The sequence below is a fragment of the Sulfurimonas sp. genome (assembly GCF_019429335.1).
Classification (GTDB): Bacteria; Campylobacterota; Campylobacteria; order Campylobacterales; family Sulfurimonadaceae; genus Sulfurimonas.
This window is the reverse complement of record NZ_JAHYJB010000007.1, coordinates 15,342-37,070: the sequence shown is the minus strand read 5'-3', so window position 1 is coordinate 37,070 and position 21,729 is coordinate 15,342. Positions and strand designations below refer to the sequence as shown.

The 21,729-nt window shown below is 39.9% G+C and carries 25 protein-coding genes and 1 other RNA gene; 18 read left to right on the top strand and 8 right to left on the bottom strand.

Annotation, left to right across the window (positions count from 1 at the left end; genetic code table 11):
• Window positions 1–405: an Rrf2 family transcriptional regulator gene (locus K0A91_RS04400; RefSeq protein WP_295008525.1), complete on the bottom strand. Its 405-nt coding sequence runs from the start codon at window positions 403–405 to the stop codon at window positions 1–3.
• Between the two features lie 234 nt (window positions 406–639).
• On the opposite strand from K0A91_RS04400, the gene K0A91_RS04395 reads away from it, so the two are divergent.
• The 10 genes from K0A91_RS04395 to K0A91_RS04350 are packed head-to-tail and all read left to right on the top strand — an operon-like array spanning window position 640 to window position 9,566.
• The gene (locus tag K0A91_RS04395; RefSeq protein ID WP_295008524.1) at window positions 640–1,086 is read left to right on the top strand and encodes a DUF4395 domain-containing protein; all 447 of its coding nucleotides are present in this window, start codon (window positions 640–642) and stop codon (window positions 1,084–1,086) included.
• A gap of 45 nt (window positions 1,087–1,131) precedes the next feature.
• Window positions 1,132–1,362: a DUF2061 domain-containing protein gene (locus tag K0A91_RS04390; protein ID WP_295008523.1), complete on the top strand. Its 231-nt coding sequence runs from the start codon at window positions 1,132–1,134 to the stop codon at window positions 1,360–1,362.
• A 12-nt stretch (window positions 1,363–1,374) separates the two neighbouring features.
• Window positions 1,375–2,085 carry a phosphoadenylyl-sulfate reductase gene (locus K0A91_RS04385; protein ID WP_295008522.1) on the top strand — a complete coding sequence of 237 codons (711 nt, stop codon included), beginning with the start codon at window positions 1,375–1,377 and terminating at the stop codon, window positions 2,083–2,085.
• A complete protein-coding gene (cysD, locus tag K0A91_RS04380) occupies window positions 2,082–2,993 on the top strand; it encodes a sulfate adenylyltransferase subunit CysD (protein WP_295008521.1) in 912 nt (303 codons plus the stop codon). The genes K0A91_RS04385 and cysD overlap by 4 nt, the downstream gene beginning before the upstream one ends.
• A 1-nt stretch (window position 2,994) precedes the next feature.
• The gene (gene cysN, locus K0A91_RS04375) at window positions 2,995–4,407 is read left to right on the top strand and encodes a sulfate adenylyltransferase subunit CysN (RefSeq protein WP_295008520.1); all 1,413 of its coding nucleotides are present in this window, start codon (window positions 2,995–2,997) and stop codon (window positions 4,405–4,407) included.
• A gap of 9 nt (window positions 4,408–4,416) precedes the next feature.
• Window positions 4,417–5,976, top strand: coding sequence for a nitrite/sulfite reductase (locus K0A91_RS04370; protein ID WP_295008519.1), 1,560 nt, complete (start codon window positions 4,417–4,419; stop codon window positions 5,974–5,976).
• The gene (locus tag K0A91_RS04365; RefSeq protein ID WP_295008518.1) at window positions 5,969–7,285 is read left to right on the top strand and encodes an aminotransferase class V-fold PLP-dependent enzyme; all 1,317 of its coding nucleotides are present in this window, start codon (window positions 5,969–5,971) and stop codon (window positions 7,283–7,285) included. Before K0A91_RS04370 ends, K0A91_RS04365 begins: the two co-directional genes overlap by 8 nt.
• Window positions 7,286–7,338: 53 nt before the next feature.
• The gene (gene upp, locus K0A91_RS04360) at window positions 7,339–7,965 is read left to right on the top strand and encodes a uracil phosphoribosyltransferase (RefSeq protein WP_295008516.1); all 627 of its coding nucleotides are present in this window, start codon (window positions 7,339–7,341) and stop codon (window positions 7,963–7,965) included.
• Window positions 7,966–8,859: a class I SAM-dependent methyltransferase gene (locus K0A91_RS04355; protein WP_295008514.1), complete on the top strand. Its 894-nt coding sequence runs from the start codon at window positions 7,966–7,968 to the stop codon at window positions 8,857–8,859.
• Window positions 8,860–8,909: 50 nt separating this feature from the next.
• Complete coding sequence (locus tag K0A91_RS04350; protein ID WP_295008512.1) at window positions 8,910–9,566, top strand: carbonic anhydrase; 657 nt, start codon at window positions 8,910–8,912, stop codon at window positions 9,564–9,566.
• Here K0A91_RS04350 and asnB read toward each other — a convergent pair.
• Both asnB and K0A91_RS04340 read right to left on the bottom strand, forming a co-directional pair.
• The gene (asnB, locus tag K0A91_RS04345; protein WP_295008509.1) at window positions 9,563–11,368 is read right to left on the bottom strand and encodes an asparagine synthase (glutamine-hydrolyzing); all 1,806 of its coding nucleotides are present in this window, start codon (window positions 11,366–11,368) and stop codon (window positions 9,563–9,565) included. The genes K0A91_RS04350 and asnB overlap by 4 nt on opposite strands.
• A complete protein-coding gene (locus tag K0A91_RS04340; protein WP_295008507.1) occupies window positions 11,368–11,958 on the bottom strand; it encodes a class I SAM-dependent methyltransferase in 591 nt (196 codons plus the stop codon). The genes asnB and K0A91_RS04340 overlap by 1 nt, the downstream gene beginning before the upstream one ends.
• Before the next feature lie 164 nt (window positions 11,959–12,122).
• On the opposite strand from K0A91_RS04340, the gene K0A91_RS04335 reads away from it, so the two are divergent.
• Entirely contained in the window at window positions 12,123–13,076 is a 954-nt protein-coding gene (locus K0A91_RS04335; protein WP_295008505.1) for an NAD(P)-binding domain-containing protein, read from the top strand.
• Between the two features lie 10 nt (window positions 13,077–13,086).
• On the opposite strand, the gene K0A91_RS04330 is transcribed toward K0A91_RS04335, so the two are convergent.
• Genes K0A91_RS04330 through topA form a run of 4 tightly spaced genes read right to left on the bottom strand, consistent with a single transcriptional unit; the run spans window position 13,087 to window position 17,091 of the window.
• A complete protein-coding gene (locus K0A91_RS04330) occupies window positions 13,087–13,437 on the bottom strand; it encodes an AMMECR1 domain-containing protein (protein ID WP_295008504.1) in 351 nt (116 codons plus the stop codon).
• A 56-nt stretch (window positions 13,438–13,493) separates the two neighbouring features.
• Window positions 13,494–14,339 carry a biotin synthase gene (locus K0A91_RS04325; protein ID WP_295008502.1) on the bottom strand — a complete coding sequence of 282 codons (846 nt, stop codon included), beginning with the start codon at window positions 14,337–14,339 and terminating at the stop codon, window positions 13,494–13,496.
• Window positions 14,332–14,856 (bottom strand): YfcE family phosphodiesterase, encoded by a 525-nt coding sequence (locus tag K0A91_RS04320; RefSeq protein ID WP_295008500.1) that lies wholly within the window; start codon window positions 14,854–14,856, stop codon window positions 14,332–14,334. The genes K0A91_RS04325 and K0A91_RS04320 overlap by 8 nt, the downstream gene beginning before the upstream one ends.
• A 9-nt stretch (window positions 14,857–14,865) precedes the next feature.
• Window positions 14,866–17,091, bottom strand: a complete 2,226-nt coding sequence (gene topA, locus K0A91_RS04315; RefSeq protein ID WP_295008498.1) for a type I DNA topoisomerase — start codon at window positions 17,089–17,091, stop codon at window positions 14,866–14,868.
• Window positions 17,092–17,312: 221 nt separating this feature from the next.
• Between topA and K0A91_RS04310 the strand changes: the two genes are divergently transcribed.
• The 6 genes from K0A91_RS04310 (at window position 17,313) to ffs (ending at window position 21,026) form a co-directional block, all read left to right on the top strand.
• Complete coding sequence (locus K0A91_RS04310) at window positions 17,313–18,140, top strand: flagellin (protein WP_295008496.1); 828 nt, start codon at window positions 17,313–17,315, stop codon at window positions 18,138–18,140.
• A gap of 213 nt (window positions 18,141–18,353) precedes the next feature.
• The gene (gene fliD / locus K0A91_RS04305; RefSeq protein WP_295008495.1) at window positions 18,354–19,742 is read left to right on the top strand and encodes a flagellar filament capping protein FliD; all 1,389 of its coding nucleotides are present in this window, start codon (window positions 18,354–18,356) and stop codon (window positions 19,740–19,742) included.
• An 86-nt stretch (window positions 19,743–19,828) separates the two neighbouring features.
• Complete coding sequence (fliS, locus tag K0A91_RS04300; RefSeq protein ID WP_295008597.1) at window positions 19,829–20,203, top strand: flagellar export chaperone FliS; 375 nt, start codon at window positions 19,829–19,831, stop codon at window positions 20,201–20,203.
• On the top strand, window positions 20,190–20,444 hold the full coding sequence (locus K0A91_RS04295; RefSeq protein WP_295008494.1) for a hypothetical protein: 255 nt from the start codon (window positions 20,190–20,192) through the stop codon (window positions 20,442–20,444). The genes fliS and K0A91_RS04295 overlap by 14 nt, the downstream gene beginning before the upstream one ends.
• A 101-nt stretch (window positions 20,445–20,545) precedes the next feature.
• Entirely contained in the window at window positions 20,546–20,884 is a 339-nt protein-coding gene (locus tag K0A91_RS04290; protein ID WP_295008492.1) for an Hpt domain-containing protein, read from the top strand.
• A 44-nt stretch (window positions 20,885–20,928) separates the two neighbouring features.
• An RNA gene (ffs, locus tag K0A91_RS04285) (signal recognition particle sRNA small type) lies at window positions 20,929–21,026 on the top strand.
• A gap of 152 nt (window positions 21,027–21,178) precedes the next feature.
• Here the strand turns inward: ffs and K0A91_RS04280 are convergent.
• Window positions 21,179–21,406, bottom strand: coding sequence for a hypothetical protein (locus K0A91_RS04280; RefSeq protein ID WP_295008490.1), 228 nt, complete (start codon window positions 21,404–21,406; stop codon window positions 21,179–21,181).
• A 93-nt stretch (window positions 21,407–21,499) separates the two neighbouring features.
• Here K0A91_RS04280 and rpmI point away from each other — a divergent pair, with 93 nt between their 5' ends.
• Window positions 21,500–21,691 carry a 50S ribosomal protein L35 gene (gene rpmI / locus K0A91_RS04275; protein WP_294888890.1) on the top strand — a complete coding sequence of 64 codons (192 nt, stop codon included), beginning with the start codon at window positions 21,500–21,502 and terminating at the stop codon, window positions 21,689–21,691.
• Window positions 21,692–21,729 lie beyond the last annotated feature (38 nt).

The following is a 21,729-nucleotide window of genomic DNA, read 5'->3' as shown; positions in this document are numbered from 1 at the left end:
TTATATTGAGTAGTTTAAAAATTGATTCTGATAGTTAGTGAGCTTTGTAATATTTATGTCAAAAATATTTTTTACGCTCTCTCTCGCATCTTCAAAAAATAGATTTATAATCGGATGCTCAGTATTGGCATCAACGATTTTAAGGTCATCTTCTAGTGCGACTAATATCTCTAAGACTTTTATATCTTCAGGAGCACGCGCCAAAATATAGCCGCCTTTAGCACCCCTTACACTTTTTACAATCCCCGCGCGTCTCAATTTTCCAAGCAGCTGCTCAAGATAGTTTTGAGGGATTTTAGCATTTTGCGCTATCTCTCTTATCTGCATAGGAGAATCCTCTTTGTGTTTGCTTAGTTCGCATATTGCGGCAAGACCGTAACTTCCTTTGGTGGATATTAGTGGCATAGCAACTCCGTTTAAAGATATGTCAAAAGGAAGTATACATTTTTTTTTAAATAATGTAAAGTGATTTAGTCGTATTTAAATATAAATTTTTTACTCACTCTAAAGCCCTATTTATTGGATAAATATATAATCCATACTAAAATGATATAGTATAACACAACAAAATCACTTGACATTGTTTCTGAAACAGATTATACTTTCGTCAAATAAATTAGAAAACGGAGAAAAATTAACATGTCACAAACTAGATATGAAATAAAAAACCTTCTTTGCAAGAATCAGAGTCGCATACATGCCGCTCTTTTGGTTGTATTGATGTGTGCTTATATGATTAGCGCAAATGTAGCAATTTTATATGTTTTAGTTTATGACTTTTTAATTAGAATATATATGTTGCCGCAGATGAGCCCTATATATTTAATCTCTACCTTTTTAGTCAAGATTACAGGTTCAAAAGAAAAGCTTACTGATGAGAATGAAAAAGAGTTTGCTTCACATGTCGGCTTGACGCTTCTATTTGCGGCCCTTGGCGCAGAGCTTTTAAATGAGATAACAGTGGCTTATCTGCTGGTTGGATTTTTGAACGTGTGGAAAATTGCAGAAGCGACAAGAGGAGTCTGTTTTGCGTGCAAGTTTTATGAGCTGCTGAAGAGCAGAAATATCGAGCTGGAGTCACTATGAATTATGCAATAAATATAGTTTTAGGCTCACTCGGAGGTAGTAAAGATGCAAGAAAAAGCGTATAGATCGGTTATCAAAACAATATCATGGAGAACGGTTGGTACCGTTGATACGATGATAATCTCATACATAATAACGGGCAACTTGGTTATGGCGGCGTCTATCGGCTCAATAGAGGTTATTACAAAAATGATTTTGTACTACTACCATGAGAGAGTGTGGAACAAGATAGAGATTGGCAAACACAAAGCATCTGCTAACGATTATCATATCTAGAAAGAGGACATAATGAGAGAGAAGATAGAAAAACTAAATGCAGAGTTTAAGCATCTGGATGCCAAGGGTCTGCTGGAGCATTTTTTAAAAAAATACAGTGGTAAAATTGCGCTATCGTCGAGCTTTGGGGCAGAAGACCAGGTTTTGAGTGACATGATTTTAAAGATAGACCCAGATGCCTATATATTCACGCTTGACACAGGAAGATTGCCGCAACAGACTTATGATGTAATGGATAGAACAAATTTAAAATATAGGATAAAAATAAGGGTCTATTTTCCAGAGAGCAAAGATATAGAAAAGCTCTACTATATGCAGGGTGCCAACGGATTTTACGACTCCATAGAGAATAGAAAAGAGTGCTGTTATGTGAGAAAGATAGCACCTCTTAAAAGAGCTCTAGAAGGGGTTGAGGTTTGGATTACGGGGCTTAGAGCCGAACAGAGTCCGACGAGAGAAGAGATGCAGCCATTAGAGTGGGATGAGAGCAACGGCGTAATCAAACTAAATCCGCTTATTTTGTGGAAAGAGAGTGATGTTTGGAGTTACATTAAAGAAAACGGTGTGCCATATAATGCCTTGCATGATGAAGGATATCCAAGTATCGGGTGTGAGCCTTGTACGAGAGCCGTAGAAGTTGGTGCGGATATACGAAGCGGCAGGTGGTGGTGGGAAAGCCCAGAACACAAAGAGTGTGGATTGCACATAAAGGAGACAAAGTGATAGACACAAAGAGATTGACACATTTAAAACAGCTTGAAGCCGAATCGATTCATATACTGCGAGAAGTAGTCGCGGAGTTTGACAATCCAGTGATGATGTACTCTGTCGGTAAAGACTCTGCCGTGATGCTCCATCTTGCACTAAAGGCTTTTTTCCCTGCAAAACTGCCGTTTCCGCTTCTGCATGTAGATACCGGATGGAAGTTTAAGGAGATGATTGAGTTTAGGGATAAAAGGGCAAAGGAGGAGGGGTTTGAGCTTCTTGTTCATACTAACCCAGAGGGAGTTGAGAAGAGTATCAACCCGTTTGTCCACGGCTCGGCGGTTCACACGGATATTATGAAAACAGAGGGTTTAAAACAGGCACTCAACAAATATAAGTTTGATGCAGTATTTGGCGGAGCAAGGAGAGATGAGGAGAAGTCCAGAGCAAAAGAGAGAATCTACTCTTTTAGGGATAAAAACCATAGATGGGACCCTAAAAATCAGAGACCTGAGCTATGGAGTATCTATAATTCACGCGTCCACAAGGGCGAATCTATAAGAGTTTTTCCCCTCTCAAACTGGACGGAGCTTGATATCTGGCAATATATCTACTTGGAGCATATCCCGATAGTTCCGCTCTATTTTGCCAAAAAAAGACCGATTGTTCAAAAAGACGGGATTAAGATAATGGTTGATGATGAGAGAGTGCCCCTCGAAGAGGGCGAAGAGATAAAAGAGGAGATGGTTCGTTTTAGAACTTTGGGGTGCTATCCTCTCACCGGTGCGGTCGAATCAAGTGCTACAACATTGCCGGAAATTATACAAGAGATGCTTCTGACAAAAACAAGCGAGAGACAAGGTCGTGTTATTGATAATGACTCGGCAGGTTCAATGGAGAAGAAAAAAATGGAGGGGTATTTTTAAGATGTCAATATTAGAGAAAAAAATAGCAGCGGATATAGAGAGTTATCTTAAAGAGCATGAGAACAAAGAGTTGCTCAGATTTATTACATGTGGAAGCGTGGATGACGGTAAAAGTACGCTTATCGGCAGGCTTTTGCATGACTCTAAGATGATTTTTGAAGATCAGCTGGCAGCTATTAAAAAAGATAGTAAAAAGAGCGGTACAACAGGCGATGAATTTGATTTATCACTTCTAGTTGATGGTCTGCAGAGCGAGAGAGAGCAGGGGATTACCATTGATGTTGCCTACAGATACTTTACAACCGACAAGCGAAAGTTTATTATCGCAGATACTCCAGGACATGAGCAGTACACGAGAAATATGGCAACGGGTGCGAGCACGGCGGATTTGGCGATAATTCTCATCGATGCGAGATATGGAATTCAGACACAGACGAAAAGACACTCTTTTATAGCAAAACTGCTTGGAATTAAGCATATTGTAGTTGCCGTAAACAAGATGGATCTGATAGATTTTTCTGAGGATGTTTATGAAAATATTAAAAAAGAGTATCTCTCTTTCGCAAAGGATATAGAGTTAAGTGAGGATATTACACTTATTCCGCTCTCTGCACTAAACGGGGACAATGTTGTTGATGTAAGCCAAAAAACACCGTGGTACAAAGGCGAGACGCTTCTGCATCTTTTAGAAAATATAGAGATAGGAAGCGACAGAGATTTGGTTCATTTCAGATTGCCGGTGCAGTACGTAAACAGACCAAACCTAGACTTTAGAGGATACTGCGGGACAATCTCCTCAGGGATTATAAGCGTTGGAGACAACATTACCGTATTACCGTCTAAAAAAAGCTCTAAAGTAAAAGAGATTGTTACGTATGATGGCAACTTGGAGTACGCTTATGCACAACAAGCAATAACGCTTACTCTTGAAGATGAGATAGATATAAGTCGCGGTGATACTATCGTAAAGAGTGATGAACAGCCCGATAGTGCAAATGCGTTTGATGTAAATATAGTCTGGATGAGTGAAGAACCGCTGCTTAAACATAAGTCATACTTGATAAAACGCGCTTCATCTGTAGTTGCAGGTAGCATCAAGTGTTTTTACTATAAAACGGATGTGAATACACAAGAGCATCAAAGCGCGAATTTGTTAAATCTTAATGAGATAGGGCATGCTCAATTGGAGTTAGAAACATCTTTGGCATATGACCCATATATTAAGAATAAGGCAATGGGAAGTTTTATAATCATAGACAGAGTCACAAACAATACTGTTGGAGCGGGGATGATTACCCAAAAATCGCAAACTGATTCAAAAACTAAAGCTCCAGAATATGGAGAGTTTGAGATAGAGCTAAATGCGCTTATAAGGAAACATTTTCCTCATTGGGAAGCAAAAGAGATATTTTAGGAAAATAACATGTCAAAAGAGACAAAAGCGCAAAGAGTGGAGCGAATAAAAAAAGAAAAAAATGGTTTGGATGTTTTGAAAGATATCTACCGCTATGCAAAAAGTGGCGAAGAGGTTGACCCCGAAGATATAGACAGATTTAAGTGGTACGGTCTTTATACACAAAACCGGAATCTTCAAGATGAAAATGATAATACGCTCTACTTTATGTTAAGAGTCAAGCTAGAGGGCGGCAGGCTTGATATTAAAGGGCTTGAGGCAGTTGAGGAAGTTTCACGAAAATATGCAAGAGGCACGGCAGACTTTACGACAAGACAGGATTTGCAGTTTCATTTTATTAAAGTAGCAGATTTGCCCGCAATTTTTTCTCGCCTCAGTGAGGCTGGATTAACTACTGTTTTTGCGGCGGGAGATGTTGCTAGAAATATAGTTACATGCCCTGTAAGCGATGTCGATAGAGAGCGGATTTATGATGTAGAAGCTATAGTAAAAGATGTTTATAATTATTTTGACGCTAACAGAGAAATTTCTAATCTTCCACGAAAATATAAAGTTGGAATTAGCGCTTGTTCTAAACAGTGCGCTTCTCATGAGATACAGGATTTAAGTTTTAACGCAAAAAAAAGCGCTAAGGGCAAAGTGCTCTTTGATGTGAGCATCGGCGGAGGGTTGGCTTCAAACAAGCGCATTGCTTCATATATCGGCTCCATTGAATCTCATCAGATTTTAGCGGTTACTAAAGCGGTTACTGAGATTTACAGAGATTACGGCAACAGAGAAAACAGAAACAGAGCAAGACTTGGGCATCTGCTGGATTCATTAGGTATGGAGAAGTTTGTAGAGATTCTGCACCCAAAAATAGAGTTTACAATTAAAAAAGATGAGGCACAGTCATATACTCCTTATGCAAACAGGGAACACTTCGGTGCACATGAGAGCATAAAAGATGCGAGGAGCTATATCGGCTGTGCAATAGAGGGCGGAAGAATAGGAGCCGATGGACTTGAGAAGTTTTTAAAGATAGCTAAAAAATATGATATCACGAACATTAGAGCGACAGCGACACAGAATTTTGTTATAACAGATTTGCCGAGTGAAAATATCCATGTCGTGGAAGAAAAATTAAAAGAGATGGGTATAGATGTAAATCCATCGCCTTTTAAGGCAAGAATGCTCTCCTGCACGGGGATGAATTTTTGTAAATTTGCAGTTTCAGAGACGAAAAATTTGGCTGCAAAACTGGTGGAACACTTGGAAAAAAGGTTTCCAAACTTTGAAGAGAAACTATCTTTTAGCGTCAACGGATGTCCAAACTCATGTGCTCATCCGCATATCGTTGATATTGGGCTTTTAGGTTGCAAAGTGAAGAGGAACGGCGAGAGTGTCTCAGGATTTGAGCTTGTCTTAGGTGGAAATTTAGAGGGAGATAAGAGCAGTTTTGGGAGAAAAACGGGGATAAAATTTGCAGCAGATGATACATTTAGGGTTGTTGAGAGCATAGTAGAGAGTTATCAGGGGAGCCATTACAAAAATTTTTATGATTATGCTTACGGAATAATTTATGAGTAAAGATATATTTAGACCGCTTCTTGCCAGCAAAAAAGAGCTAAAAGATGAGATTAAAAAGAATATTATCGGTGTTCATAAAAAGTACTATTTTGATTATACGGCTTCGGGGTTAGCGTATAAAGTTATAGAACAACGTATGGCGGAGGTGCTGAGAACTTATGCAAATACGCACTCAAAAGAGGCTTCAATGGCTGCAAAAACAGACCTTTTATACAAAGAAGCACGCAGACATATAAAAAACTCTTTAGAACTTGAGCAAGATTTTGCGATACTCCCTTCGGGCTGCGGAGCAACGGCAGCCATAAAAAAATTTCAGGAGATTTTTGGGATATATATTCCGCCTGCAACACGCAAAAGATTCAATATTCAAAGCTGTGTCGAGTCACGCCCTTTGGTAATAGTAGGACCTTATGAACACCACTCAAATGAGGTGAGTTATCGCGAAGCACTATGCGATATTGTTCGTATAGGAATTAGCGATGAGGGGGTAGTTGATTTACAAGAGCTTGAGGATGTTTTAAAAAAGAACGAACATAGGCAAAAGATAGGAGCATTTTGCATAGCTTCAAATGTAACCGGTATCATAACGCCTTATAAAAAAATCTCTGAGCTTCTTCGTAAATATGGTGCCGTTGTCTGTTTTGACGCGGCGGCATCATCACCATATATGAATGTTCCATCATCGCTATATGACGTCATGTTTCTCTCCCCGCATAAACTCATAGGAGGTCCCGGTTCATGCGGGATATTAGTCATAAGGAAATCTCTTATAGACTTAAGTATTGCTCCATCGTTTGCGGGCGGAGGCACGGTCTCGTATGTTGACCGCACTGCTCATACCTTTGTAGATGAAAAAGAGTCTAGAGAGGATGCAGGAACATCCCCTATTTTACAGCTGATACGTGCGGCGCTGGCATATCAGCTTCGCAACGAGATTGGGTTTACATGGATAAAAAAAGAGAAAAACAGGCTGATGAAGCATCTTATGGATGGTTTGTTAAAAATTCCAGACTGTACTATTTATGGAAATATGAACGAGGAGAATATAGGAATTATCTCTTTCAATATAAGGGGAGTCGATCCGTATAGCCTATGTTCAAGCATGTCAAGCAAGAACGGTCTGCAAACCCGAGCAGGCTGCTCATGTGCAGGACCCTACGGACATGATCTTTTGGGATTGGAAGATGACCACAATCCTGAGGAGAAACCGGGATGGGTTCGCATAAGTATTCATTTTTCTCAAGAGATAAGTGATATTGATTATCTGCTCTTGGCACTGAATAAAACTATTTACGATATGAAAAATTAAGAGCTATTGAATATTTACAATAGTACAATTTAGTAAAATTTCAGGGGCATAAAATGGTTTATGAATTGTCAAATCCCGTTACAAAAACTTTAATTATGCATCTAAGAGACCAAAGCAGCGATGCTCTGCGCTTTAGACATATTATCGGCGAACTTACGAAACAGCTTCTGTATGAAGCGCTAAAAGAGCCTGTTTTAAGGCAAAAGAGCATAACGACATGGCGCGGCAAAGAGAGTTATGAGGTTATTGATGAGGATAACATAGTCGTTGCAACGGTTTTAAGAGCCGGCATGCCTATGCTTGATAGCGCGGTAGACCTTCTGCCTGGAGTATCTGCGGGATTTTTGGCTATGAAGAGGGACGAGACGACGCACAAGAGCGTTTTATACTATGACAGGCTTCCGGATTGCAAGGGAAAAACCGTTATCTTGGTTGATCCGATGGTTGCAACTGGCGGTTCTATGATGGATGCGCTGGAGCTTATCAAAGGCAGAGAGCCGCTGAAAATAATCACGCTAAATATCATTGGTTCGCCTGAGGGCTTGGAAAAAGTAAGTAAGGCATACCCTGACGTAGATATCTACATTGCGCAGATAGACGAGAGGCTCAATAGCGACAAGTTTATTATTCCGGGGCTTGGGGATGCTGGTGACCGCTCTTACAACACAGTAAAACAGTAGATGATTATAAACTTAAGAGGGAAAACCTCAAACGAGATACTCGCTGTTTTTGAAGCTCTAAATGTAGACGGCAGTGAAATATTAAAGGTTGAGGTTTTAGAGTCCGATATACAAACCATCGGATATAAGGCTTTTGCAGATTTGGCACAGCTCTATTTTATGAGGCTGCTCACTCCTATAAAAAAAGATGAAACAGCAGCTATTTTAAGATTTCAAAAGCTACATGTTAAAAACTCTTTTCACAACTCTGATGATAACGGCAGTGAAAAATACGGCGCTCAGAGCGACTTTTTTGCGATTGATAAAACTGCACAGTTTAGTTTTTTATACCACTACAAAAAAGCGCTTGAGTTTGTAAACTTCAAGGGCAAAAAGAGGGTTTTAAATCTTGGAGTAAACCGCGGTGATGAGTTTAGAGTGATACAAGAGATGCTTACATGTGAAGAGTTTAGCACTGTTGAGTTTGTGGGCATTGACTACTCCGCTTCGGCAATTGAGTTTGCAAAAAAAGAGTTCTCTCGTTGTGAAAATGTCGAGTTTTTTTGTCATGACATAAACGCTCTTAGTGAGCTGGAGTTAGGAAGATTTGACCTTATTATCTCCATCGGTACATTACAGAGTTCAAACATCGCCTTTAACGCCGCGTTTATGTCTATATACCAAAACTACTTGGCAGAGGGCGGCGCAATGCTGCTCGGTTTTCCAAACTGCAGATGGATAGACGGCGAGATGATTTATGGGGCAAAGGCTCCAAACTACAGCTTTAGCGAGCTTAGCCTTGTTCTAAAAGATATACACTTCTGCAAAAAGTATCTTCAGCAAAAAAAGTACAGAGCAGTGGTAACGGGGAAGGATTATCTCTTTTTGAGTGCGAGAAAAATAGCACAAATTTAAATTCTTTTTCTTTGGGTACAATTTTGTTTTAAAACTCGAAAGGTTTGCAGATGACTCATGACAATATTATTCAAGGAAACGAACTCTTTCGTAAAAGTTATTTTAAAGCTCATGAGAAAAAGTTTTTGGAGCTTGCAAAAAAAGGGCAGACGCCAAAAGCGCTCTATATAGGCTGTTCAGACTCAAGAGTTGTACCCGATTTGATGACAAACAGCGCTCCTGGAGATCTGTTTGTCATCAGAAACATCGGCAATTTTGTAGCCCCTTATAGACCTGATGAAGATTTTCACTCGACCGCTTCAGCTATTGAGTATGCCGTGAGTGTGCTAAACGTAAAAAATATTATAGTGTGTGGACACACAAAGTGCGGTGCAATAGAGGCTATTCATGATAAAAGCTTCAGTGACAATCCAGAACTAGTCCATACAAGAACATGGCTCACCCTCGGAGAGAGTGCAAAATCGCAAGCAATACTTGCTTTGGGTTTAAATGCTGACAAAGAAGTTTTATATCGCCTTACAGAGAAGCTATCCGTAATTTCCCAGCTTGAAAATCTCTTGACATACCCATCGGTAAAAAAAAGAGTTGATAGTGATGAAATTGCGATTCATGGCTGGATTTATGATATTGAGAGCGGAGAGATAGAGTATTACGACCCTGAGATTTCGCAGTTTATCCCCATTAGTTCACTCAAAGTTGAAGTTTAGAGAAGATACTTTTTAATCCAAACACTAAGGACATAAAGTCCCCATACATGCTGTTTAAAGCCTCCGCTTGAGGCTTTATTTATATACTCCTCAATCGCTGTTTTTTTAAATATCCCACTTTTGTCGTTTACCTCTCTTATAAGCTCTATCCTTTTGCTCTCAATGAGATACTCCATGTAGGGATTCGAGAATCCCTTCTTTTTGCGTGAGAGAATCTTTTCATCAAGATATGGTTTTGCAATGGACTTTAAAAGTGATTTTGTAACGCCATCCTCGTAGCGGAGTTTTGGGTCGATGCTAAAGAGGGCAGATGCAAACTTATGGTCTAAAAAAGGTGTGCGCGACTCAATGCTGTGTGCCATGCTGACGCGGTCAAGTTTTGTTAAAAAGTGCTCTGCCTGAAAAATATGGATATCAATATAGCTGTACCAGATACTCTCGTCTGTATGTGAAGAAGCCTCAAATCTGTCACGATACTTTTTTATATATTTGAGTGACTCGTTGTCTCTGACATTTCTTCGCAACGCCATATTTTTTTGCAAATCGGTAAAGCTCTCTCCTGTTGTACGAAACAAAAGCGTGTCGTCAAAAACCCTCTTGTAGCGTTCCCACTCCCTGTTCATAGAGAAGTTTGAGTGGAAATAGTTGCTTAGCCAGTTTTTGTTTTTAAGCTTACTAAGCGACTGCACATCCAAAAATTCAAAATATTGCCTATATCCCAAAAAGAGCTCATCGCTCCCCTCTCCGCTTAAGACCACCTTATAACCGTCTTTTTTAATATGCTCAAAAAGGAGGTAAAGCGGAACAGCCGCAGGGTCGTTTAGCGGCTCATCCATTGTCTCTAAAACTCTATCGCTGGCGTCAATAAACTCGTTTTGCGATATCTCGACCTCTATGTTAGAGACCCCTAAAAACTCTGCACTCTCTTTTGCATTTTGTCTCTCGTCGTACTTTGCAAAATTTTTGTATCCCAAAGTATATGTCTGCAATTTTACTCCGCCCTTTAAGGCAAAAGCATTTATAAGCGCGCTGTCTATTCCGCCTGAGAGCAGGGATGCTATTGGAACATCTGCGTTAAGCCTCAAGCCAACAGACTCCTCAAGTATTTTTTCCAACATGAAAACAGCTTCGTCTTTGTCTGTGATGAGGTTTGGCTTAGTGTCAAGCAGGTCAAAATATTGCCTCACTTCTACGCGCCCCTCTTTAAAGGTAAGATACTCTCCTGCCGCTAACTTTTTAATGTTTTTGAAGAAAGTAAAGGGCGGAGTCGGTGCCAGATATGAGAGGTAGCTAAGAAGTGCATCCTCATCCATCTCTATTTTTTGCAAAAACGGTATAAGCGCTTTTATCTCAGAAGCGAAGACAAATGCGTTGCCATGAAGGTAAAATAGCGGCTTTTTGCCCAGCCTGTCGCGAAAAAGGTAGAGTGTGCCATCATCAAGCAGTGCGATTGCAAACATACCGCGCAGATGAGAGACGAAACCGACTCCCCATTTCAGATACGCCGCAATGATAACCTCGCTATCGCTCTGGGTTTTAAAATCAAACCCATCTTTTAGCTCATTTTTTAACTCTTTAAAGTTGTAAATCTCTCCGTTAAACGAGAGCAGAATCTTCTCATGGGAGAGCGGCTGGTTTGAGCGGGAGTGTGTGTCGGTTATGCCAAGACGCTGATGCGCAAAAAAGAGATTTTCTCTCTCAACTACACCGCAAAAGTCTGGTCCTCTGTGGGCAAGTTTGCCAAGAGCAACCCTTGCAGTATTGGCGTCATATTCGCCTAAAATACCAAAAACAGCGCACATCAGATAGACTCTTTTAGAAAAAGAGCAGTTATATCGTCTTGCATGTAGTCATCCCGAAAAATTACTTTTTTAACACCCAGCTCTTTTGCCATCTGCTCTATCTGCGCTGTTGTCAGGTAGTTGTACGTTTCGCTTTTCTTATCTCCGTGAAGCACGTTAAATATAAAACCGACTCTGCAGGCGTTAAAACAGTTGCGCATAAAGAGATGCGTTTCAAACTCCTCTAAAACATTCATCGCACCGCTGCAGACATAATAATCAGCAGCAGGAAGTTTCTCTTTGCAGATATCTACTATAACTATCTCACAGCCCGTTCTATCACTTGCAATGGAGTACATGTCGCTGAGAGAGTCTATGCCGATGTACTCTTTTGGGGCTCTTTTCTTTTTTAACATGTAGAGATACAAATCCCCAAAACCGCAGCCCGCATCGGCGATGCTGTATCTGCTTATCTTATGGGGCAACATATCTAAAATAATGTCAAATCTCATCTTTTGAGACTCTTTTGAGTGCCAGTTTACACCTTTTGCCGTAATGCCGTATTTGTCTATGGCAGAGGAGTAGAATTTTTGGCTGTCAATGCGAGGCATGGCTTTTCCCGATAAAAGATTTGGTTTTCGAATTATAGCCTACCTTGCGCACTTTCGTAAAAAAGAGCGTAAAGTGTCAGTTTTGGTGCGTAACATCAAATATAATATAAAACATATTCATCTTATTATGTTAAAATATATCCAATTAATTATAAGGATTTATTATGAGTCATGTCTACAATCTTGCGATAATAGGCGCCGGTCCTGCTGGGATTGCAACGGCGGTTGAGAGTTATCTGCAGGGCATCAAGGATATTGTTTTACTTGAAAAAGACCAAAATCACAACTCTACGATACGCAAATATTACAAGGATAACAAAAGAGTAGACAAGGATTGGAAGGGTCAAAAAGTAGAGCTTGATGGCAGAATCTACTTTGTTGACGGAACAAAAGAGACTACACTCGATTTCTTTGATGAGATTTTGGCGAACCACTCTGTGGAACTTAAAACTCATACCGAGGTTCAAAAGATAGAGAAAAGAGACGGGTTGTTTGAAGTTTTTGTTGCAGGCGGCACCATTATGGCAAAGTATGTCGTAGTAACAATAGGGAGAATGGGCAAGCCTAATAAACCTGAGTACAAGATACCGCTAGATATAAAAAGCAGGGTAGGACATACGCTTGATGGCTGTGTGGGCGGTGAGAAGGTTTTAGTTGTCGGTGGCGGAGACAGCGCAATCGAGTATGCGGTTGATTTAAGCGCCAAAAATGAGGTTTGCATCTGCTACCGAAGAGAGACTTTCGGACGCGCAAACCCTACAAACCAGCGAGATATTGCAAACGCGATAATGAATAAGGATGTTGAGCCTATTTTAGGGATAGATATCGTCTCGCTTGAGAGTGACGAGGGACTAGTCAAAGTTCTCTTTAACAATATAGAGCCCCGTACTTTTGAGAGAGTTGTTTATGCAATCGGCGGCACTACGCCAAGTGCGTTTTTGGCAAGTTCTGGCATAAAAGAGGAGGGCGGCAAGCCTGTTCATGATGAGAATTATGAGACAAATATTAGCGGACTTTTTGTAGCGGGAGATATAACACAAGAGTCTGGCGGTAGCATAGCTCTCGGGTTAAACCACGGATACGCAATCGCATGTTATATCCAGAAGAATCACAACTAGCGGGCTGTTATTATTTGATTATAGCCTTGTCTCTTTCGCTCATCTCTCCATCCTCGGTTGCCAAAATCAGCTCAATCTCGCAATGCAGATACTCTGAGGTGGTTATCGGCGAGGAGTTTTTATCTTCAAATGCCGCTTTTTTTGCATTTTTTACTATATCTTCAAGCAGAGAGTTCAATGGAGTTTTAGTTGATGATGAGCCTCTTAGCTCGAAGTTTAAATAGATATTTAGAGTAGTGGCTATTTTCTCGCCAAGCAGCGGATATTGCTCTAAAAGATGCTCTTTATCTATTGTTCTGCTTGCTTCTAATACCTCTTGTATAGAGTCTCTGGCAAGTTGAAGTAAAACAGAACGGGACATCCAAAGCTCCTAAAATATCAGAATCGTAGTATATTATACCCTCTTTTGATAATTTTTTATTTTACCGCTTTTGCTACACAAAGCCCAAGATGTTTTAACATCTCCAAATCTTTCTCCATTGCGCGACCGCTTGTAGTTAGGTAGTTTCCTATCACGATAGAGTTGGCTCCGAACTTAAATATCTCATTTTGTCTCTCTCCAAACATCAGCTCCCGCCCGCCTGCTACCATTATTCTCTGCGCATTTGGAATCATCTCTCTTGTAAGCTTGATAAGAGAGAGAGCCTCGTCCACATCAAGCGGGTTTGGTTGAAGTTGTAGTGCTTCATTATGATGGTAAAAATTAATAGGAACCGATGTCGGATTTAGCGATTTTAAAGATTCAAGCATCGCTATTCTATCCTCTTTGCTCTCTCCAAGGCCGAAAATACCGCCGCTTATAAGAACTAACCCCGCTTCGTTTACATTTTGACATGTATCATAACGCTCTTGCCATGAGTGGGTTGTGCATATCTCTTTATAGAACTCTTTTGAGGTTTCAAGATTGTGGTTATATGCTTTTATTCCCGCTGCCTTTAGAGTTAAAAGCTGCTCAATTGTTGCCGTTCCGTTGCAGGCGATAAGACGAAGCTGGGGAACCTCTTTTGTCAAAACTTCAGCGACAGAGCAGACAAAGAGAAGAGTTTTATCGTTTAGCCCTTTATCCGCTGTAACTAAACAAAATCCCAAGGCACCGCTCTCATAGGCTGCTTTAGCCTCTTTTAGGATAAGAGCTATATCTTTTTGTCTATAACGCTCAATGTCTGCTTTGTATCTTACGCTTTGAGAGCAGAATTTGCAATCTTCGTTACATGTACCGCTGTTTATGTTGCATATCGAGCATAAAAATATCTCTTTACTCACTGCGCTGCCTCATGTGCTCAATCTCTTCTTTTTTAATCTCTTCGCTTTTATTGGCTCTTGTATAGTTGGTTACCAAATAGTGTTCGCTCTTTAGCTCTAGCATCGACCACTCAGAGAGAGCCTTGTTTCTGGCGCATATCTCTCCAGAGTTCAAAAAGAGCGTATTGTCTACAAAGTCTACGTAGGCTTTGTGCGTGTGGCCGAATATTACCACATCCGCATCGCCCAACATGTAAAACGGAAGGTGCATAAGCTTAAACGTTGTGCCCGATAGCTTAAAATAGTAGGGCTCCTGAACAAGATTGAATCTGGCGTGATGCTCTGCTAGATGAGCATCATTGTTGCCATAAACCGCTACGTATCTGATTCCTGTCTTCTTTAGATACTCAAGAATCTCAACCTCTACAATATCGCCTGCGTGAATAATAAAGTTAGCACCGTCTTTAATCAAGATGTCAATGGCTCTTTTTGCCTTCTTTACCTTGGTGTGAGTGTCTGAGATGATGCCTATTTTCATGACTGCTTCTTAGTTTATCTCTTCTGCGGGCGTTCTTGTTTTACACTTGATACACTCATAGACCTCTTTGCCTCTGTAAACCCTTTTTGCCAAAGCGCCATCACAACCCTTCTCTTTACATTTTATGGTTGATGGTTCAAATTTTGATATGAACTTACATTTAGGATAGTTTTCACACCCCCAAAACGGACCGCGTCTTGAGTTCTTTAGGCTTATTTTGCCGCCGCAGTCAGGGCATGGAGTAAGGCTTACCTTCTCTTCGACATTCAGGCTCTTTGTGTTTTTACAATCAGGATAGCCGCTGCATGCCAAAAATGGACCGTTTCTTCCGTTTTTAACAACCATCTCCTTGCCACATTTGTCGCATATTTCATCGCTCGGCTCAGAGTTTGATTTCTCACTCTCCTCTTTGCCTTCGCTCTCTACCTGTTCCGTGTATTTACACTTTGGAAAGCCGCTGCAAGCTATAAACTCTCCGAATCTTCCAGAGCGGAGAAGAAGCTCCTCCCCGCATTTAGGACAAGCACGACCTAGAGGTTTTGCTGTTTTAAGCGATAGAATATTTGTTTTGCCCTCTTCAACCTGCTCTAAAAACGGGAAATAGAAATCGCTTAAAAGCTTTTGCCAATCATTCTCTCCCTCTGCCACTTCGTCAAGCTTCTCTTCCATATTTGCCGTAAAAGAGACATCAACGATATTTGCAAAGTTTTTCTCTAAAATCTCCGTAACGGTAAACGCCATCTCTGTAGGGATAATCTGCTTTTTCTCAATGGTCACATATGTTCTATTGCTAAGAGTTGCAATGGTTGGAGCGTATGTTGAAGGTCTTCCTATCCCCTCTGCCTCAAGTTTTTTGATAAGCGCTGCTTCGGAATAACGAGCAGGAGGCTCAGTAAAGTGCTGCTCTTGGCTTATTTTTTGTATATCTGCGGCTTCGCCCTCTTTAAGAGCAGGTAAGAGTTTGTCTTTGTCTTCTGCTCCTGTTAGCGCGTAAAAACCATCAAACGTAAGTTTACGTCCGATTGCCCTGTATTCGTTATTTTTTCCGCTAAAGAGGATGCTCTGCTGTTCAAAAATTGCATCATTCATCTGACATGCCATAAATCTTTCGTAAATAAGGCGGTAAAGTTTTATCTCGTCAGGCTTTAAAAAGCTTTGCGCCACCTCTGGTGTAAACTGCAGCATTGTAGGGCGGATTGCTTCGTGAGCCTCTTGCGCGCCTTTTGCTTTTTTGATGTAAACCTTAGGCTCATCTGGGAGATATTTTTTGCCAAATCTGCTCTCTATTACACCGCGAACCGCACTGACTGCTTCATGAGCCAAGTTTAGCGAGTCTGTTCTCATGTATGTGATGACACCAGAAGTGCCGCTTGGAGTTTTTACACCCTCATAAAGAGCTTGAGCGACCATCATTGTTTTTTTAGGAGTAAATCCTAGTTTGCTTGATGCGGTCTGCTGAAGAGTTGATGTCATAAACGGCGGAGGTGTCGAGCTTTTTCTCTCTTTTGTCTCAATCTTTGTAATGACAAACGAGTCAGCTTTTACGCTCTCTGCTATCTCATCGGCCTGTTTTTTGTTTGTGATGGAGAGTTTTGAGAGTTTCTCATTATTGTGAGAGATTAGAGTCGCCTCTATATCTTTTTTAAAGAGCGTATCTATTGTCCAGTACTCCTCTGGAACAAAAGCTTTTATCTCACGTTCTCTGTCAACAACGAGTTTGAGTGCTGATGATTGAACACGTCCTGCCGAGAGCCCTTTTTGGATTTTTGAGCTAAGGAGCGGAGAGAGTTTATAACCCACAACACGGTCAAGTATACGGCGTGCCTGCTGAGCATTTACCATGTTTATATCTATTTTGCGAGCATTCTCCAAAGCGTGGTTTATAGCAGTTTTGGTTATCTCGTGAAAAACGATGCGCGGAAGTGTCTCTGGGTCTCTTTTGATTGCATGGGCTATATGCCATCCGATTGCTTCACCCTCGCGGTCCTCATCGGTCGCGATGTATATGGTCTCACTCTTTTTTGCCAAAGCGTTTATCTCTTTAACGATTGCGGCGTTCTCTTTTGCAACACTATAAGCGGGAACAAGATGGTTCTCCTCATCTATGCTAATCCCAAAACGGGATTTTGGAAGGTCCCGTATATGACCTTTTGAGGCGATGACCTCATAATCTTTGCCGAGAAAGTTTTTAATGGTCTTGGCTTTAGCGGGTGATTCGACGATAATTAAGTTCAAATAGTTTTCCTATTGCGCTATACATTATATATAGTGTAGTTATTTTTAAGTTTGGAAGTGTAGCAAAAAAAGTATAAATTGTAAAAATAGTATCTTTTTAAAAAAATTTCATAAATTTGTTAAAGTTATTTTTTTTGCTGTCGATCTAGTTAACATCAAGGCAAGGAAGCCGAGATAAAAATTTAACTGGGGCGTAAGGCTCTACCCGAAAAGGATTTATTATGGGATTTAGAATTAACACAAACGTAGGTGCGATGAATGCGCACATGTATGCTACAAAAAACAATGTTGGACTTGACAAAAGCTTAACGGCTCTCTCTTCAGGTTTAAGAATTAATAAAGCGGCTGATGATGCGGCGGGTCTTGCAATTGCAAATCAACTCTCTGCTCAATCAAGTGGACTTGGTCAAGCGATTAGAAACTCTAATGACGGTATCGGTCTTATTCAGACTGCGGATGGTGCTTTGGAGGAGACAGGGAACATACTAAAAAGAGTTAGAACTCTTTCTGTTCAAGCAGCCAATGATACTCAAACTGCAGATACAAGAGCTTATATCCAAGATGAAGTTGATGCTTTAATAGGGCAACTTGATGATATAGCTAGCAGAACTTCATTTAACGGTCAAAATCTTCTTGATGCGACAGGTGGAACTGCAGGTATGTTTACATTTCATACAGGTGCATATACTAATGAAACAACATCAGTAACTATTACTGCGGCTGATTCTGCAACTCTGGGCGTGAATGCTCTTAATGTAACTACTCAAGCTGGTGCAGAAACTGCTATAGCTTCAGCTGATGCTGGTATTGTACTTGTTGATACGCTTAGATCTACGCTTGGTGCGGCTCAAAATAAACTAGAGTCAAACGTTAGAAACATTTCTGTTACACAGGTGAATGTTAGTGCGGCTGAGTCTCAAATCCGTGATGTTGACTTTGCGGCTGAGTCTGCTACATTTGCAAAGCACAATATCTTGGCTCAATCTGGTTCATATGCTATGAGTCAGGCTAACGCAGTTCAGCAGAATGTTTTAAGACTACTTCAGTAGTTTAGAGCATTTTTTAAAAAAACACTTCCGCCCTTTTATATTAGACAAAGGGCGGTTTTGCTTCTTCTGCAAAGGGTTTTACACCCTTTGCTTTTCTTCTAAAATTTTCTAACTTTTTCTTCTTCTAATTAAACTAAATATCTTTATTGCCGATTTACTATTCAATAAAGGCAAACTAGTTTATGCTAACTATTTTCGACTAAAGGATTTATTATGGCTATCAGTTCACTAGGTGTTGGATCAGGGATTTTAACACAAGATGTTTTAGACCAGTTACGCGAGGCGGATGAGGCACAGTTCATCAGACCGGTAGATTTGAAACTTGCTAATGAAAAGGATAAAATAGACGCGTTTGATCTCTTAGATGCAAATATGACAAACTTGATAGACAGCATCGATGCTCTTAAGACGCCTCTTTTATATGATGAGCGGACTACTTCAGTTGTGGGAACGTCTGTAGCAGTAACGGCTGCTGCAAACAGTGATATTCAGGACTTTACGCTTGATGTTGCAAACTTGGCAACAAAGCAGATAGAGCAGTCTGGTGCTTTTACTTCAAACACTGAATTAATCGCAAATGCTGCAGGAGTTATGAATCTCAATATTGATGGTCAGGATTTTCAGATAGCTTATGATGAGACTACTACGCTTACGGATTTAAAAAATTCAATCAACGACATCGCAGGCGATAAAGTAGATGCCACAATAGTGCAGATAAGTAGTGGTGAATTTCGTCTATTTGTAAGCTCAGCGGATACCGGTACAACACAGAATATTACGATTACAGACAATGCTGATGGACTTGGAGCAAACCTTAAAGACGGCCGCTTGACAACAGATTTTGATTTGGCTGCGGTTCAAACTGGAGTTGATGCAAATTTTACTTTTAATGGACAAGCGATAACTCGCTCAAGTAACAATATAACAGACTTGATTGTGGGTCTTGATATTACACTAAAAGAGGTTGGAACTTCTACTGTCAGTGTCGCACAAGACCGTGAAGGTATTATGACGAAAATAGATAGTTTTGTAGAGAAGTACAATGCAGCTATAACTGAGCTAAATAGAATGACAAAGTCAAGCATCGAGAGTAGCGAGAGGGGTATTTTCTCTAACGAGAGCACGATTAAGAGCATGAAAAGAGAGTTGGAAAATATGTTTTCAACTGTCGGTGGCGGAGTGGGATTTATGTCAGATTTTGGTTTTGATATAGATAAAGATGGAAAGATGAGTGTGGATAAAGATGTTTTAAATGTCAAGATGGATGAAGATCCAGCTAATGTAGAAGCATTTTTTTCTGGCGGCACATTTACCAAGGCAGATGGAACGACAACTGAAGTAATGGGAATATTTAATGAGATGTCAACAATAACTAGTGTTTATACAAAGTATAACGGAACGCTTGACCAGTATAAAAATTATGTCAACGATACAATAGATTCCTTAGAAGATAGAAAAACATCAGCGACAGAGAGACTTGATGCAAAGTATGAGATTTTGGCAAAACAGTATGCAGCATATGATGCGATGATAGCAAAGTTCAACAATGCTTCTTCTATGTTTACTGAGATGGCAAATACGTCAAATGATTATAATAATTGATTTGTATAAAAAGATTAAAGAAAGCCTCTTAGATGACGATATTTATGCATGAAGAGAACGATAAAAATAGTAAAAAAGGATTTGAAATGTATGGTAATGTAGCTCATAATATTTACGCACAAAATAATGTTGGGATAGAGTCTCCGGCAAAGCTTATTGAGATGCTCTATGAAGGGGTTCTTCGTTTTAACGCGCAGGCAAAGAAGGCTATGAAAGATGGTAACATAGAAAAGAGAGTTTACTGGATAAATCGCTCTGTTGCTGTGATAACTGAGCTTATCTCCATGTTAGATGTAAAAGGTGGACGTGTAACGCAATATCTCGAGGGGCTTTATAATTATGAGATACAGCTTTTAAATGAAGCAAATATTAAAAAAGACGAGTCAAGACTTGATGAGGTCAGCAATGTATTCAAGGGGTTGTTAGAAGCTTGGAGAGAGACCACAAATGTGGCTAAATAAGCTAAAAATAGCAATTATTGAGAAAAATCCAAATGCTTTGGGTAAGCTTTTGGATGATGTTCCGCAACTCCAAGATCCAAAAGAGATCCAAGAGGCGATATATCTTTTAAAAGAGGCGACCTCTTTGATGGAGAGCCTTCGAGATGAGACAAAAGCATCTATGAAGCAGATAAAGAAAAATCTTGATTTTCTGCGCTCTACTGATATTCCTACATCTAAAAAACTAGATATCCGCACGTAACCTTTTTAGAAATTTCAAAAATTTAAACTTTTAATATTGCTGCAAAAATGCTATTTTTTATGATAGAATAATTTCAAATATAATAATGGTTGGACTTAACAATGCCTATTTTAGATGCAGATTATTCAAGAGTGGATTATGAAGATATGGCAAAAGCCATAGGCCTCAAACCTAAACATATTCCGCTACTTATAGCAAGTTTTATAGAAGAGTCAGCCTCAACGATGGAGTCGTTAAAAAATGCAATAGAGGCAAGAGATTATGAAAAAATAAGGTCAAGCGCACATGCAATAAAAGGGAGTGCAGGAAACCTGAAATTCAACGAAGTTTACGAGATGGCAAGAGATATAGAGTTTGCCGGTGTAAAACAGGAGGGCAGTTTTGAGTACGAAGCCTATTTTGAAGCTATCAAAACCGCAATAGGAACTATCTCTCTTTAAAAATCTTTGCTATTTTAACTTTTTTGGCTATAATTCGTCGCTTCTCTTTAGACCTGTGCAATGGTGCTTTAAGTTACAGTGTCAGGGTAGGAATACAGCAGCACGGCTTAGAGCGTTATGTGCCGCAGGTATCTGGAGAGGAGTCTTTTTAAAACAATGCTTTTGATAAATTTCTTCGTTGAAAAGAAGTGAATTTTCGTCATTTACCTCAAGTAAACTCCTCAAATTAACTTAATTTCGCCTCAAACTTTAACAAAATCAGTTGTCTTTATCTCGGTACAAATTTTTTTGCGATCAATCTTTTCTGTGTTTGGAAATTCCGCATGCCTGATTTGGTTTTGGCGGATTGTTTTTAAGATATGTCAAATCTTCGAGTGTTTGCGTTAAAACTCTCTTTTGCTGCAATAATGGAAGCATGCAGTTGTCTTTCTCGTTCATAGGCAGACTCATGTCCAAAAGTACCGCCTCTACCTCTTTATCTAAATCAAGCAGTGCATTATTAATATGTTTAATAGAATTCATTTTGTGAGTATAACAAAAATTCAAAATATTTTGGTATAATTTCGCTCTCAAAGTACATTTTGTACTCTAAGGGAATTTTACAAAGGAGTTTCGATGCCAAAGATGAAATCGGTTAAGGGCGCTGTAAAGCGTTTTAAAGTTAAGAAAAACGGCACAGTTAAACGCGGTACAGCGTATAGAAGCCATATCTTGACAAAACAAGATTCAGATACTCGTAGTAAGCAACATAAACCAAAAGTTATTGCTAAAGTTGATGAAAAAAATGTAAAGGCTATGATTAACTAATATTTAGTTAATTATTCAATCTCCAGATTGATTCTGGG